Origin of the sequence: Luteimonas arsenica (genome assembly GCF_004352825.1) — a bacterium.
Lineage (GTDB): Bacteria > Pseudomonadota > Gammaproteobacteria > Xanthomonadales > Xanthomonadaceae > Luteimonas > Luteimonas arsenica.
In genome coordinates this window covers 730,525-743,588 of sequence record NZ_SJRW01000002.1, presented here as the reverse complement: position 1 = coordinate 743,588, position 13,064 = coordinate 730,525, and the positions used below count along the sequence as shown (strand labels likewise).

Below are 13,064 nucleotides of genomic sequence, written 5' to 3'. Positions count from 1 at the left end.
ATGACGCGCCCCCGGCTCGCGCTGGTCCCGGGTGAACCGGCCGGCGTCGGGCCGGAGTTGTGCGCGCGCGCGCTGCAGCGGCGCTGGGACGCGGAACTCGAGGTCTTCGGCGACGGCGAACTACTGGTCGCCGCCGCCCGGCGCATCGGATTGCCGCTGGAACTCAGTGCGGCCGACCGCCTGCGCAGCCCCACGGGCGATGCCGTCCTGCACTCCATCCCCGTGGCCCGCGTCGCGGCACCGGGCGTGCCCGAACCCGCCAACGCCGGCTCGACCGTGGGCGCCCTGCTCGCGGCAGCGGCCGCCTGCGACAGCGGCCGCTGCCAGGGCATGGTCACCGGGCCGGTGCACAAGGCCGCGATCAACGACGGCGGCATCGCCTACACCGGCACCACCGGCCTGCTCGCCGCGCACGCCGGGCGCGAAGTGGTGATGATGCTCGCCAACCCGGCGATGCGCGTCGCGCTGGCCACGGTGCACCTGCCGCTGCGCGACGTCGCCGATGCGCTCACGCCGGCATCGCTCGAACGCACGCTGCGCATCCTGCGCACTGCGCTGCGCGATGATTTCGGCATCGGCGACCCCGTGGTCGCGGTGCTGGGCCTCAATCCGCACGCCGGCGAGGACGGCCACCTCGGCCGCGAGGAGATCGACACGATCATCCCGGTACTGGAACGCCTGCGCGGCGAAGGCCTGCGCCTGGAAGGCCCGCTGCCGGCAGACACCGCCTTCCTGCCGTCGAAGCTGGCGCGCTTCGACGCGCTCCTGGCCATGTACCACGACCAGGGCCTGCCGGTGCTCAAGCACGCCGGTTTCGAACAGGCGGTCAACATCAGCCTGGGCCTGCCCTGGCCCCGGGTCGCGGTCGACCACGGCACCGCATTCGACCTTGCCGGCAGCGGCCGGGCCGATCCGTCCAGCCTGTTCGCCGCCATCGACACCTGCACCCGCCTGGCCGCCGCCCGCGCGGCACGGAGCACCCCCGCATGAACCAGCACGACGGCCACGACGGCCGCTTCCGCGAGCCCGCCAAGAAGGCCCTGGGCCAGCACTTCCTGCACGAGCGCGGCGTGGTCGACAAGATCATCCTCGCCCTGGATCCGCGGCCCGGCGACCGCGTGGTCGAGATCGGCCCCGGCCAGGGCGCGATGACCTTTCCCCTGCTCGACCGCCACGGCGCGCTCACCGCGATCGAGTTCGACCGCGACCTGCTGGCGCCGCTCACCGTGCGGGCCCGCGACCACGGCAAACTCGAACTCATCCACGCCAACGTGCTCGACGTCGACTTCACCGCCCTGGCCGCCGGCAGCCCGCTGCGCCTGGTCGGCAACCTGCCCTACAACCTGTCCTCGCCGATCCTGTTCCACGCCTTGGACCACGCCTCAGCCGTGCGCGACATGCACTTCATGCTGCAGAAGGAAGTGGTCGACCGCATGGCCGCCGACCCGGGCAGCAAGGTCTACGGACGGCTGAGCGTGATGCTGCAGGCGTGGTGTCGGGTCACCGCCCTGTTCACCGTCGGCCCGGGCGCATTCAGGCCGCCGCCGAAGGTCGACTCCGCGGTGGTGCGGCTGGTGCCGCGCGACCCGTCCGAGGTCGGCATCGACGATCCCGGGCGCTTCGCAGCGATCGTGCGCGCGGCCTTCGGGCAGCGCCGCAAGACCCTGCGCAACGCGCTGCAGCCGCTGTGCGGCGCCGACCAGATCGCCGCCGCGGGGATCGACCCTGCGCAGCGCGCGGAGCAGTTGGCGGTCGCCGATTTCGTGCGCCTGGCCAACGCCGTACCGGCGGCCTAGTCCCGGTATTCACGCCGAGCGCTTACACTCGCTGGCATGGACGAGACCGCCGACTACACCCTGGAGATCCAGATCGCGACGCGCTTCCTGCCCGAGGAGTCCGCGCCCGAGGACGACCGCTACGTCTTCGCCTACACGATCCGCATCCGCAACCTCGGCCGCCATGCCGCGCAACTGGTCGATCGCCACTGGGTGATCACCGATGGCAACGGCCACGTCGAGGAAGTGCGCGGCGAGGGCGTGGTCGGCGAGCAGCCGCGGATCGAGCCCGGCGACCAGTTCACCTACACCTCCGGCGCGGTGCTGGAAACCGCGGTGGGCACGATGGAAGGCAGCTACGGCATGGTGGGCGACGACGGCACCCGCTTCGACGCGCCGATCCCGCCGTTCACCCTCGCCGTCCCGCGCACCCTGCACTGATGGCGGTCTGGGCGATCGGCGACCTCCAGGGCTGCCTGGGGCCCACGCAGCGGCTGCTCGAGCGGATCAGCTTCGATCCCGCGCGCGACCGGCTGTGGTTCTGCGGCGACCTGGTCAACCGCGGCGGCGAGTCACTGGAAACCCTGCGCCTGGTGCACTCGCTGCGCGAGAGCGCGGTGACCGTGCTCGGCAACCACGACCTCTCGCTGCTGGCGATCTCCGAACGCCGCGAGGCGGAGCAGCGCAAGGTCAACCCCGACCTGCAGCAGGTGTTGTTCGCGCCCGACCGCGACGAACTGCTGGACTGGCTGCGCATGCAGCCGCTGGTGCACGCCGACCGCGAACTGGGCTGGATGATGGTGCACGCCGGCCTCGCGCCGAAGTGGACCGCGGACGATGCCCTGGCGATGGCCGCCGAGGTCGAGCGCGTGCTGCGCGGCAAGAACCGTGCCGGGCTGCTCCGCAACATGTACGGCGACCGCCCGGCCTGGTCGCCGGGCCTGCGCGGCAACGACCGCTTGCGCGCGATCATCAACATCTTCACCCGCATGCGCTACTGCAGCCCGCGCGGGCGCATCGCCTTCGAGGAAAAGGGTGCACCGGGCACCCAGCAGCCCGGCCTCTATCCCTGGTATGAAGTCCCCGGGCGCGTGGAGCGCGGCCTGAAGCTGGCCTGCGGCCACTGGTCGGCGCTGGGCCTGTTCATCGGCCACGGCATCCACGCCCTGGACACCGGCGCGGTCTGGGGCGGCACGCTCACCGCGCTGCGCCTGGACAGCGAGGAGCTGTGCGTGGTGCAGGTGCCGGGGCGCGACGTGCCGGCGAATCCGCCGCAGCCACGGAAAAAGCGCGACTGAGGTGATGATCAGCCCAGGCCGCGAAGCGGAACACGCCATCGCGGTCCCGGCGGAGCAGGAAGCCGACCCAGCCGTTGCACAGCACGCAGACGCCGTCGAACACGATCACGGGGCCGGAACGCTCAGTCGACGTCGAGCACGCCCTGGTACTCGACCAGCGCTCCCGCGCCCGGCAGCGCGGCGACGACGTGGAAGGCGTAGCGGCCGCCACGTTCGGATTCGCGCGCATGCACGCCATCGAACAACCGCGCAGGCAGTGGCAGGCCGAACACGTGCACGCGCTCGACCGCCCAGTCCAGGCCGTCGGCAGAGGCGCGCAGGCGAAAGCCGAAGGTCACCAGGCCCAGGCGCTCGCGAAGCAGTCCACCACCACCCCACAGGCGAGACGACATGGCGTGGCCGGCGACATGCCGCGTCCAGGCTTCGCGGTCGGGCGTGGATTGGATGTCGACCCGGATCGGGCCGTTGCCCGCGGGCGGCAGCCCCGTGGCCCAACCGCAGAGGCGCGACAGCAGCCCACGCCCGCGCCTGACGACGACGTCGCCGTGGTAGCTGCGCCGCCCGCTGGCGCGATGCAGCCGCCGGACCGTCGCCGGCAGCCGGTCGAAGCCTTCGGGCAGCAGGCGTTCAAACAGGTTGTCCGCGGTGTTCACGGCGCGGCTTCGTCCGCACGCAGGTAATCGACGAAATCGAAGGCGAAGGCATGTTTCGCGTCGACCGGGTGCCGCTCGCGACTGACTTCGCGCCAGGCAGCGGTGTCGAAGGCGGGGAAGAAGGCGTCCGCGCCTTCGACCACGGTGTCGACGTGGGTCAGGTGCAGCACCGAGGCCTGCGGCAGCGCCAGGGCGTAGACCTCGCCGCCGCCGATCACGCACAGCTCGGCGGCGCCGTCCGCGGCGGCCAGCGCACGCGCCTGGTCGAGTGACGCCACGGCTTCCATGCCCGTGAAAGGGACACGCCCGCTGCGCGTCAGCACGAGGTTGCGCCGGCCGGGCAGCGCGCGGCCCAGTGACTCCGCTGTTTTCCGGCCCATGAGGATCGGCTTGCCGAGAGTCAGCGCCCTGAAGCGGCGGAAGTCATCCGGAAGGTGCCACGGCATCGCGTTTCCGCGCCCGATCGCGAGCCGGCGATCGACCGCGGCCACGAGCATGATCGCCGGACCGCCACCTCCATCCCGTCCCGGCACCATCTGCGCCTCAGACCGCCACCGGCGCCCTGATCGCCGGCGCCGGGTCGTAGCCTTCGATGGCGATGTCGTCGTAGCCGAAGCCGAAGATGTCGTCGACCGCCGGATTGAGCACCAGCTTCGGCAGTGGCCGCGGTTCGCGTGCGAGCTGCTCGCGGGCCTGGTCGTAGTGGTTCGAATACAGGTGTGCATCGCCCAGTGTGTGCACGAAGTCACCCACGCCCAGGCCGGTGGCCTGCGCCACCATGTGCGTCAGCAGCGCATAGCTGGCGATGTTGAAGGGCACGCCCAGGAAGATGTCGCCGCTGCGCTGGTAGAGCTGGCAGCTGAGCTTCCCGTCCACCACGTAGAACTGGAACATGGTGTGGCAGGGCATCAGCGCCATCGCCGGCAGGTCGGCCACGTTCCAGGCGCTGACGATCAGCCGGCGCGAGTCCGGGTTGCGGCGGATCTCGTCCACCACCCAGCGGATCTGGTCGATCTCGCGGCCGTCGCCGGCGGCCCAGCGCCGCCATTGCTTGCCATAGACCGGGCCGAGCTCGCCCTCGGCATCGGCCCACTCGTCCCAGATCGAGACCTTGTTCTCGCGCAGGTAGGCGATGTTGGTCTCGCCCTTCAGGAACCACAGCAGCTCGTGGACGATCGAGCGCAGGTGCAGCTTCTTGGTGGTGACCAGCGGGAAGCCTTCCGCGAGGTCAAAGCGCATCTGCCAGCCGAAGACGCTGCGGGTGCCGGTACCGGTGCGGTCGGACTTCTCGCTGCCGTGCTCGAGGACGTGGCGGAGGAGATCGAGGTACTGGCGCATGCGTCGGGATTACCTGGCGTTGGCGGGCGGCGTGGCGGCGGCCGGCGGAGCGGGCTGCAGGGTCGGGGCGCTGCGCGAGCGCCACAGCCAGTACAGGCCCAGCAGGATCAGCGGGGTGCTCAGCACCTGCCCCATCGTCAGCCAGCCGAAGGCGAGGTAGCCGATGTGCGCATCAGGCTCGCGCACGAACTCGACCAGGAAGCGGAAGCAGCCGTAGAGCAGCGCGAACAGCCCCGACACCGCGTAGCGCGGCCGCGGCCGGCTGGAGAACCACCACAGCAGCGCGAACATCGCCACGCCTTCCAGGAAGGCCTGGTAGAGCTGCGAGGGATGGCGTGCGTACTGCTCCAGCTGCCCGGTCTGGTGCAGCGCGCGCAGCGCCGCGTCGTCGAGCCAGGCGATGTCCTGCGGCAACGCGCTGCGGAACACCGTGGCCCAGGCGACGTCGGTCGGCTTGCCCCAGAGCTCGCCGCCGATCCAGTTGCCGATGCGCCCGAAGCCCAGGCCCAGCGGCACCAGCGGCGCCACGAAGTCCATGGTGTCGAGGAAATGCAGGCGACGCGAACGCGACCACAGCCAGCTCGCCAGCAGCACGCCCAGCAGGCCGCCGTGGAAACTCATGCCGCCTTCCCACACCTTGGCCAGCATCAGCGGGTTGGCGAGGAAGTCGCCGAAGGAATAGAACAGCACGTACCCCACGCGGCCGCCCAACACCACGCCGAGCATGCCGTAGAACATCAGGTCGCCGAAGCCGGCCTCGTCGACCCCGGGCAGGCGCCCGGCGCGGATCCGCGAGCGCCCCAGCAGCCAGGCGCTGAGGAAGGCCAGTGCATACATCAGCCCGTACCAGTGCACCCCCGGCTCGAAGGTCCGCCCGAACAGCTCGAAGGCCGGCGACTGGACCGCGATCGGGTCGACCAGGTGCAGGATGCTCATGCCGGCCTCACTCGTTCGCCACGCCCCTCAGGGCACGACGCTTGGCCCAGAGGTTGAGGCCTTCGACGAAGGCCGAGAACGCCATCGAGCCGTAGATGTAGCCGCGCGGGATGTGCAGGTCGAAGCCTTCGGTGAGCAGGTACACGCCGATCAGCACGATGAAGGCCAGGGCCAGCATCTTCACGGTCGGGTTGTTGTCGATGAAGCGGCCCAGCGGCTCGGCCGCGAGCAGCATCACGCCGACCGCGATCAGGATCGCCGCGACCATCACCGGCACGTAGTCGCCGGCCATGCCGACCGCCGCGATCACCGAATCCAGCGAGAACACGATGTCGATGATCGCGATCTGCGCGATCACCATACCGAAGGAGGTCGCCGCCTTGCCGGTGCCGTCCATGTCCTCGTGCTCGCCGACCACCAGCGAGCGGATCTCCATCGCACCCTTCACGACCAGGAACAGGCCGCCGAGGACCAGCACCAGGTCGCGGACGGAAATGCCCTGTCCGAACAGGCTGAACAGGTCGGCGGTCAGTCCCGCCAGCCAGGCCAGCGTCAGCAGCAGGCCCAGGCGCGTGATGCAGGCCACGGCGATGCCGAACTTGCGCGCGAATTCGCGCCGCTCTACGGGCAGCCGGCTGACCGCGATCGAGATGAACACCAGGTTGTCGATGCCGAGCACGATCTCGATCGTGGCCAGCGTGACCAGCAGGATCCAGACCTGCGGATCGGAAATCAGTTCGATCATTGCTTGCTTGTCCTTCGGGAATCGTCTGTCGTGCGGTGCACGGGTTTATTGCATGCGCGGCAGGAGCAGGGCGCCCCACACCAGCAGCACGTTGAGCATCAGCACGAACACGGCCGCCGAGCCCATGTCCTTGGCGCGACCGGCGAGCTCGTGGTGCTCGTCGCCATAGCGGCCGATGACGGCCTCGATGGCGGAGTTCAGCAGTTCCACCGCCAGCACCAGCATCAGGCAGCCCACCAGCAGCACGCGCTCGACGCCGTCGCGACCCAGCCAGAAGCCCAGCGGGGCGAGGATGGCGAACAGGTAGACCTCGAGCCGGAACGACGACTCGTGCAGCCAGGCCGCGCGCAGGCCCTGCAGCGACCATACGGTCGCCTTCAGCATGCGCGAGGGGCCGCGCGGCAGGTGGCCGGTTTCGTCCGCCATGGTGCGCTCCGCGATCAGCGCCGTGCGCCGCGACGCGGCCTTGATGTGAACTGCATGCGAATTCGACGCCGCGTCCAGCCAGAATCCGCCAATTTTGCCACAAGGCGGCGCGCGGGACCGGGTCGACCCCGGATTGCGTCCCGCGGGCGCGGCTGTTCCACTGGCCGCCAGCCTTTCCCGGAGCCGAAATGACCCCCTCCTCCCGCCCCAGGCGGCACGCCATCCGCGTCGCCACCCCTGTTCTGGTCGCGCTGTCTGGCCTGCTGGTCCTCTTCCTGGCCGCCTGCGCCTCGACCTCGCCGGGCGCGCCTGCCGAGGCCTGGCAGGCGCCTGCCAGCCTCGATCCCGTGTCCACGACGCAGTGGGAAGCCGACATGGCGCGATTTGCGGACGAGGACGCCCGCCATCCGCCGCCGGAACGGCCCGTGGTGTTCGCCGGCAGCTCCTCGTTCAGGATGTGGGCGTCGCTGGCCGATGACTTCCCGGGCGTGCCGGTCATCAATCGCGGTTTCGGCGGCTCCCAGGTCCGCGACCTCGCCTGGCACGCCGATGCCGTCGCCATCCGCTACCGCCCGCGGATGGTGCTGCTGTACGCCGGCGACAACGACATCGACGCCGGCCGGAGCCCCGACCAGGTGCTGGCCGACACCCGTGTGCTGGTGTCGCGCCTGCGCGCCTCGCTGCCGCAGGCGACGATCGCCTGGGTGTCCATCAAGCCGAGCCCGCTGCGCATCGACCAGCTCCCCGCCCAGCGCGAGGCGAACGCCCTGGTCGAAGCCTGGCTGCGCACGCAGCCCGGCACGGTCTACATCGACATCACCACGCCGATGCTCGACGCGGACGGCCGCCCGCGCGAGGAACTGTTCATCGCCGACCGGCTGCACATGAACGCCGACGGCTACGCGATCTGGCGCGAGGTGGTGGCGCCCGCCCTGCGCTGAACGGCGTTCACTCCGCGCGCAGGCAACGGCTGCCACGATGCCGCATACACACTGCCGTACCGGGAGCCCGCGCATGCGCAGACCCGCTGCTATCCTCGGATCGATCACCGCACTCGCCATGGGAGTCGCAATGAACCCTTCGTTCGCACAGGCCGCGCCGCAGCCCATGCACGCCGGCGAACCCGGCTACGACATCGTGCTGGAGGCCGCGATCGCGCCGCTGCGCGAGGCCCTGGACGACGCCCGCGTCGAGCTCGACGTCGAGCGCATGGACCGCATCGGCAACTGGGTGTTCCTGCTCGGCAACATGCGCGCGCCCGGCGGCGGGCGCCCCGACTTCTCCGGCACGCGCTTCGCCGATGCCTCGGAACAGGGCGCGATGTCCGACCTCTACGTGACCCTGCTCCGGCGCGAGCCCGATGCGGCATCGACTGGCTCCGATGCCTCCGAAGCTCCTGCCGAGGCCGCGGCGCAGGACCAGGCCGGCCTCCAGCCCGGAGAGGCAGCGCCGGCAACGGACGATGCGGGCTTCCCGGCCGGCGGCACCTGGGTCGTACTCGACCACGCGATCGGCCCCGGCGACGTGGCCTGGCTGGCATGGCCGCAGGAACACGCCGCGCCCCGCGCCCTGTTCGGATTCTGAGGCCGGTTTTCGACCCCGCCTGGAACGACAAAAGGCCGGGGGTAACCCGGCCTTCCGTCACCCGCCCCTGGTCGGAATTCAGCGCGGCGGCGTGATGATCTCGTAGTTGCCCGAGGCACCGCCCCAGCTCACGCGCTGCGAGCCGTCGGCGTTGACGTTGTTGGAGCCGATGAACTTCGGCTGCCCGTTCTCCATGCCCGCGAACAGCACCACATGCGACTGCCCGTCACGCTGCATGAGGACCACGTCACCGGGGCGCGCATTGGCCAGCGACACCGTCTGCCAGCCATCGCCCTTGAGGTTGCTGGCCAGCTGGTCGACCGAGGCGCTGGCCTGGCTGGCATCGATCAGCCCGGCCTTCTGCAGGCAGGCCGAAACGAAGTTCGCGCAATTGACGTTGTTCGGCACCCAGCTCTGCATCGGCAGTTCGTCGCTGTGCTTGAGTTCGCCCGCGTTGCGGCCGATGAACTGCTCGGCAATCGCCGCAGCGTTGTTGCCGCTGACGCTGGAGCTGCCACTGACGCCCTCGGTGCCCGTCGTGCCCGTCGTGCCCTCCGGGCCGCCCGCGCCACCACCGCCCTGGGTGCCGGTCACGCCCGGGATGTTGAGCGAATCCCCGGCGTAGATCAGGTTGGCATCCTTGATCTGCGAGTTCGCGCCCATGAGCGCGTCGATCGTGGTGCCATAGCGCTGCGCGATGTGCGAAAGCGTGTCGCCCCAGGAAGTATTGTGGATGGCGGTCATCTGGTGTCTCCCTCCCGCTGCGCGCGGTGGTTGCGATGAACCGAGTCTCCAGCCCGACGCCGCCGCGGCCAACCCGGGGCCTGCCCCTATGGGGTAGACCCGAGGTCACTGCGAGCGCAGCGCCTCGATCGGATCCAGCAGCGACGCCTTGCGCGCCGGGTAATAGCCGAAGAACAGCCCCGTCGCCACCGAGAACCCGGCCGCCAGCCCCACCACCTGCCCGTTCAGCACTACCGGCAGGTCGCCGAAGCGCCCCACCAGCACCGCGCCGACGACGCCGATCACGATGCCCAGCGCGCCGCCGACCAGCGACAGCAGCATCGCCTCGGCCAGGAACTGCCGGCGCACGTCCGAGGGCCCCGCACCGACCGCCATCCGCAGCCCGATCTCGCGGATGCGCTCGGTCACCGACACCAGCATGATGTTCATGATGCCGATGCCGCCGACGATCAGCGAGATGGTGGCGACCGCGCCGAGCAGCAGCGACATCAGGCGGGTGGTTGCAGTGCGCGTGGCGACGATCTCGGAGATATTGCGCACGCTGAAGTCGTCGTCCGCACCCGGCGCAATGCGGTGGCGCTGGCGCAGCAGCGACTCCAGTTCGCCCTGCACGTAGCCCAGGTCGTCGGCATCGGTGACGGTCAGCGCGATCTGCATCACCGCGCCGGGCGGCAGGCCCATCGAACCCAGCAGCCGGCGGCGCGCGGTCTGCATCGGCACCATCACCACGTCGTCCTGGTCCTGGCCCCAGCCGCCCTGGCCCTTGGGCGCAAGCACGCCCACGACCACGAAGGGCACGCGGCCCAGGCGCACGGTCTGGCCGATCGCGGGCTCGTCGCCGAACAGCTCGCGGCGCACGGTCTCGCCCAGGATCACTTCCTTGGCCGCACCGCCGTAGTCCTGGGCATCGAAGGCCTCGCCCTCGACGAGGGTCCAGGCGTTGATGTCGAAGTAGTCGGGCTGCACGCCCTGCCAGCGGCTGGACCAGTTGTTCTCGGCGTAGACCACCTGGGTGCTGCCGTTGAGCGAGCCGGAGACGTACTGCACCTCGGGGATGTCGCTGCGGATCGCCTCGACGTCGCCTTCGGTGAGCGTGTAGAAGCTCGACGCGCTCTGGCGCACGCCGCCCGGGCCGCGCCGCGAGCCCGGCGAGATGTCCAGGCGCTGCGATCCCAGCCCCGACACCATCTTGTCGATCTCCGACTGGGTGCCCTGCCCCACCGACACCATGACGATCACCGCGGCGATGCCGATGATCACGCCCAGCGAGGTGAGCACGCTGCGCATCCAGTTGCCGCGCAGGGCGTGCACGGCGGTGCGGATGACGTCGCTGAACTTCATGCCGCGGCCTCCGCGTGTTCCGGATGCAGCTCGCCGTCGCGGATCACGTAGGTGCGGTCGGCATGCGCCGCGACCTCGGCATCGTGGGTGATCAGGACCACCGTGTGGCCCTCGTCGCGCAGCCGCTTGAACAGCGCCAGGATCTCCTCGCCGGTCTTCGAATCCAGCGCGCCGGTGGGCTCGTCGGCCAGCAGCAGCGGCGGACGGTTGACCAGCGCGCGGGCAATCGCCACGCGCTGCTGCTGGCCGCCCGAGAGTTCGTTCGGCCGGTGGCCGCTGCGGCCGCCCAGCCCCACCGCCTCCAGCACCTCGGCGGCCATGCGCGCGCGCTCGTCCGGGGGCACGCGGGCATAGGCCAGCGGCATCGCCACGTTGTCGAGCGCGCTCATCCGCGGCAGCAGGTGGAAGCCCTGGAAGACGAAGCCGATCTTCTCCCGGCGCAGCGACGCCAGCTCTTCCGCGTCGAGCGTGGAGACATCGACGCCATCGCAGTGGTAGGTGCCGGTGCTTGGCGTATCGAGACAGCCGATGAGGTTCATCAGCGTCGACTTGCCCGAACCCGACGGACCCATGATCGCGACGAACGCACCGCGATCGATGCGCAGGTCGACATCCTTCAGCGCCACCACCTCGGCCTCGGTGCCCGCCGAATATACCTTGCCCAGGGCGCGGGTCTCGATGATCGGGACGGCGGCAGTCATCGCGCCGCGCGCTCGCCGGTCACCAGCACGTCGCCGGCCTGCACGCCGCCGGAGATCTCGGTCATGGTGCCGTCGGACGCGCCGACGCGGACCATGACGGGCTCCGGGCTGCCGCCCGACAGGCGGTACACCGTCGTCCGCGTGGCGCCGACCAGGCTGGCCACCGCCGCGTCCCAGCGCCGCGCCTGGTCCTCGTCGAGGCTGGCGCGGAAACCGGCGAAGTCGTCGCGGTAGCGCTGCAGCATGCGCTGGCGGATCTGCGAGGACATCGCCGCCGAAGGCGCTCCGCCACCGCCGCGCGGGCCGAAGCCGGGGCCGCCGCCGCTCGGCGCCGCGGGAGCCGCCTGGCGCGCCTCCTGCCGGGCCTGGATCGCGGCGATCGCCTCGTCGAAGGCCGCCTGCTGCGCCGGCGCCAGCGCCAGGGCGGCGGCTTCGCGGCGCAGGTCGTCGGTGACGCCAGCGCGCGCGCCGCGGCCCGACGCCGCGGCCACCGGGCCCTCGGCGCTGGTGGGCTTGTAGCGCAGCGCGGCGTTGGAGACCTTGAGCACGCCGTCGCGGCGGCTGACCTCGATCTCGGCGTTGACCGTCAGCCCCGGCAGCAGCGTGCCGTCGCTGTTGTCGACGGTGACCACGACGGGATAGGTGACCACGTTGCTGGTGTTCGTCGCGGCCAGCCGCACCTGCTCCACGACGCCGGAGAACTCGCGGTCGGCGAAGGCGTCGGCGGTGAAGCTTACCCGCTGCCCGGCCTGGACCTGGCCGATGTCGGCCTCGTCCACGGCGAGCTCGATCTTCATCTTCGACAGGTCTTCCGCGATCGTGAACAGTTCCGGCGCCTGCAGGCTCGCGGCCACGGTCTGGCCCGGCTCGATCGTGCGCGTGAGCACCACGCCGTCCACCGGCGAGCGGATCACCGTGCGCTCGAGGTTGATGCGCGTGGTCTGCGTGGCCGCCATCTGCTGGCCGATCTGGGCCTGCGCCGAGGCCACCTGCGCGCGCGCCTGGTCGAGCGCCGCGCGCGCCAGGTCGACGTCGCTCCGCGCGACCAGCTGGCGGTCGCCGAGCTCCGCCTTGCGGCGGTAGTCGAGCTCGGCGTTCTTCAGGCTGGCCTGGGCCTGGGCCAGGCTGGCCCGGGCGTTGGCGATCTGCGCCGAGCCCTGTTCGATCTGCGCCTGGTAGCTGCTGGGGTCGATCTTCGCGATCACCTGCCCCTGTTCGACCTTGTCGTTGAAGTCGACCAGCACGTCGGTGACCTGGCCCGAGATCTGGCTGCCCACGACCACGGTAGAGATCGCGCTCAGCGTGCCGGTGGCGGAGATCGCGACGCGGATGTCGCCCTGTTCGACCTCGACGGTGCGCCAGGTGCCGGTATCGGCGCCGGCGTCGCGCTGGACGAGGTACCAGGCACCCGCTGCCACGGCCAGGACCACGGCAACGACGACGGCGATCGGCTTGCGGGAGCGCCTGTCGGCGCGCTTGGGACGTGGGCTCATGCGGTACGGGGTCCGGCTGGGGTCAGAAAG

Annotated in this window: 16 protein-coding genes and 1 pseudogene; 6 read left to right on the top strand and 11 right to left on the bottom strand. The window is 70.8% G+C overall.

All coding sequences use genetic code 11. From position 1 onward, the window contains the following. Genes pdxA through E2170_RS10905 form a run of 4 tightly spaced genes read left to right on the top strand, consistent with a single transcriptional unit; the run spans nucleotide 1 to nucleotide 3,073 of the window. Nucleotides 1-990 (top strand): 4-hydroxythreonine-4-phosphate dehydrogenase PdxA, encoded by a 990-nt coding sequence (gene pdxA, locus E2170_RS10920; RefSeq protein WP_133000677.1) that lies wholly within the window; start codon nucleotides 1-3, stop codon nucleotides 988-990. Continuing rightward, nucleotides 987-1,796 (top strand): 16S rRNA (adenine(1518)-N(6)/adenine(1519)-N(6))-dimethyltransferase RsmA, encoded by an 810-nt coding sequence (rsmA, locus tag E2170_RS10915; protein WP_133000676.1) that lies wholly within the window; start codon nucleotides 987-989, stop codon nucleotides 1,794-1,796. Before pdxA ends, rsmA begins: the two co-directional genes overlap by 4 nt. 36 nt (nucleotides 1,797-1,832) lie before the next feature. Next, complete coding sequence (gene apaG, locus E2170_RS10910) at nucleotides 1,833-2,216, top strand: Co2+/Mg2+ efflux protein ApaG (RefSeq protein ID WP_133000675.1); 384 nt, start codon at nucleotides 1,833-1,835, stop codon at nucleotides 2,214-2,216. Continuing rightward, nucleotides 2,216-3,073 (top strand): symmetrical bis(5'-nucleosyl)-tetraphosphatase, encoded by an 858-nt coding sequence (locus E2170_RS10905; protein WP_133000674.1) that lies wholly within the window; start codon nucleotides 2,216-2,218, stop codon nucleotides 3,071-3,073. Before apaG ends, E2170_RS10905 begins: the two co-directional genes overlap by 1 nt. A 16-nt stretch (nucleotides 3,074-3,089) precedes the next feature. On the opposite strand, the pseudogene E2170_RS14055 reads toward E2170_RS10905, so the two are convergent. The 7 genes and pseudogenes from E2170_RS14055 to E2170_RS10870 all read right to left on the bottom strand — a co-directional run. Beyond that, a pseudogene (locus E2170_RS14055) lies at nucleotides 3,090-3,182 on the bottom strand (DCC1-like thiol-disulfide oxidoreductase family protein); the annotation flags it as partial. Nucleotides 3,183-3,195: 13 nt separating this feature from the next. Further along, on the bottom strand, nucleotides 3,196-3,726 hold the full coding sequence (locus tag E2170_RS10895) for a DUF4166 domain-containing protein (RefSeq protein WP_165942221.1): 531 nt from the start codon (nucleotides 3,724-3,726) through the stop codon (nucleotides 3,196-3,198). Then, nucleotides 3,723-4,262, bottom strand: coding sequence for a dihydrofolate reductase (locus tag E2170_RS10890; RefSeq protein ID WP_207914967.1), 540 nt, complete (start codon nucleotides 4,260-4,262; stop codon nucleotides 3,723-3,725). The genes E2170_RS10895 and E2170_RS10890 overlap by 4 nt, the downstream gene beginning before the upstream one ends. A 7-nt stretch (nucleotides 4,263-4,269) precedes the next feature. Next, nucleotides 4,270-5,064, bottom strand: a complete 795-nt coding sequence (locus E2170_RS10885; RefSeq protein WP_133000671.1) for a thymidylate synthase — start codon at nucleotides 5,062-5,064, stop codon at nucleotides 4,270-4,272. Nucleotides 5,065-5,073: 9 nt separating this feature from the next. Continuing rightward, a complete protein-coding gene (gene lgt, locus E2170_RS10880) occupies nucleotides 5,074-6,000 on the bottom strand; it encodes a prolipoprotein diacylglyceryl transferase (RefSeq protein WP_133000670.1) in 927 nt (308 codons plus the stop codon). Between the two features lie 7 nt (nucleotides 6,001-6,007). Next, entirely contained in the window at nucleotides 6,008-6,745 is a 738-nt protein-coding gene (locus tag E2170_RS10875; protein ID WP_133000669.1) for a TerC family protein, read from the bottom strand. A 45-nt stretch (nucleotides 6,746-6,790) separates the two neighbouring features. Then, entirely contained in the window at nucleotides 6,791-7,171 is a 381-nt protein-coding gene (locus tag E2170_RS10870; protein ID WP_133000668.1) for a diacylglycerol kinase, read from the bottom strand. A gap of 188 nt (nucleotides 7,172-7,359) precedes the next feature. Between E2170_RS10870 and E2170_RS10865 the strand changes: the two genes are divergently transcribed. After that, complete coding sequence (locus E2170_RS10865) at nucleotides 7,360-8,112, top strand: SGNH/GDSL hydrolase family protein (protein ID WP_133000667.1); 753 nt, start codon at nucleotides 7,360-7,362, stop codon at nucleotides 8,110-8,112. 130 nt (nucleotides 8,113-8,242) lie between these two features. Then, a complete protein-coding gene (locus tag E2170_RS10860) occupies nucleotides 8,243-8,755 on the top strand; it encodes a hypothetical protein (protein WP_133000666.1) in 513 nt (170 codons plus the stop codon). 78 nt (nucleotides 8,756-8,833) lie between these two features. Here the strand turns inward: E2170_RS10860 and E2170_RS10855 are convergent, their stop codons facing one another. The 4 genes from E2170_RS10855 to E2170_RS10840 form a co-directional block, all read right to left on the bottom strand. Then, nucleotides 8,834-9,499, bottom strand: a complete 666-nt coding sequence (locus tag E2170_RS10855; RefSeq protein ID WP_133000665.1) for a LysM peptidoglycan-binding domain-containing protein — start codon at nucleotides 9,497-9,499, stop codon at nucleotides 8,834-8,836. 105 nt (nucleotides 9,500-9,604) lie between these two features. Further along, a complete protein-coding gene (locus tag E2170_RS10850; RefSeq protein ID WP_133000664.1) occupies nucleotides 9,605-10,840 on the bottom strand; it encodes an ABC transporter permease in 1,236 nt (411 codons plus the stop codon). After that, nucleotides 10,837-11,541 carry an ABC transporter ATP-binding protein gene (locus tag E2170_RS10845; RefSeq protein ID WP_133000663.1) on the bottom strand — a complete coding sequence of 235 codons (705 nt, stop codon included), beginning with the start codon at nucleotides 11,539-11,541 and terminating at the stop codon, nucleotides 10,837-10,839. Before E2170_RS10845 ends, E2170_RS10850 begins: the two co-directional genes overlap by 4 nt. Further along, nucleotides 11,538-13,034 carry an efflux RND transporter periplasmic adaptor subunit gene (locus tag E2170_RS10840; RefSeq protein ID WP_133000662.1) on the bottom strand — a complete coding sequence of 499 codons (1,497 nt, stop codon included), beginning with the start codon at nucleotides 13,032-13,034 and terminating at the stop codon, nucleotides 11,538-11,540. The genes E2170_RS10845 and E2170_RS10840 overlap by 4 nt, the downstream gene beginning before the upstream one ends. Nucleotides 13,035-13,064 lie beyond the last annotated feature (30 nt).

Coding starts and splice junctions, on each gene's coding strand:
- pdxA (WP_133000677.1), top strand. CDS start 1: ATGACGCGCCCCCGGCTCGCGCTGGTCCCGGGTGAACCGGCCGGCGTC.
- rsmA (WP_133000676.1), top strand. CDS start 987: ATGAACCAGCACGACGGCCACGACGGCCGCTTCCGCGAGCCCGCCAAG.
- apaG (WP_133000675.1), top strand. CDS start 1,833: ATGGACGAGACCGCCGACTACACCCTGGAGATCCAGATCGCGACGCGC.
- E2170_RS10905 (WP_133000674.1), top strand. CDS start 2,216: ATGGCGGTCTGGGCGATCGGCGACCTCCAGGGCTGCCTGGGGCCCACG.
- E2170_RS10890 (WP_207914967.1), bottom strand. CDS start 4,262: ATGGTGCCGGGACGGGATGGAGGTGGCGGTCCGGCGATCATGCTCGTG.
- E2170_RS10885 (WP_133000671.1), bottom strand. CDS start 5,064: ATGCGCCAGTACCTCGATCTCCTCCGCCACGTCCTCGAGCACGGCAGC.
- lgt (WP_133000670.1), bottom strand. CDS start 6,000: ATGAGCATCCTGCACCTGGTCGACCCGATCGCGGTCCAGTCGCCGGCC.
- E2170_RS10875 (WP_133000669.1), bottom strand. CDS start 6,745: ATGATCGAACTGATTTCCGATCCGCAGGTCTGGATCCTGCTGGTCACG.
- E2170_RS10870 (WP_133000668.1), bottom strand. CDS start 7,171: ATGGCGGACGAAACCGGCCACCTGCCGCGCGGCCCCTCGCGCATGCTG.
- E2170_RS10865 (WP_133000667.1), top strand. CDS start 7,360: ATGACCCCCTCCTCCCGCCCCAGGCGGCACGCCATCCGCGTCGCCACC.
- E2170_RS10860 (WP_133000666.1), top strand. CDS start 8,243: ATGAACCCTTCGTTCGCACAGGCCGCGCCGCAGCCCATGCACGCCGGC.
- E2170_RS10855 (WP_133000665.1), bottom strand. CDS start 9,499: ATGACCGCCATCCACAATACTTCCTGGGGCGACACGCTTTCGCACATC.
- E2170_RS10850 (WP_133000664.1), bottom strand. CDS start 10,840: ATGAAGTTCAGCGACGTCATCCGCACCGCCGTGCACGCCCTGCGCGGC.
- E2170_RS10845 (WP_133000663.1), bottom strand. CDS start 11,541: ATGACTGCCGCCGTCCCGATCATCGAGACCCGCGCCCTGGGCAAGGTA.
- E2170_RS10840 (WP_133000662.1), bottom strand. CDS start 13,034: ATGAGCCCACGTCCCAAGCGCGCCGACAGGCGCTCCCGCAAGCCGATC.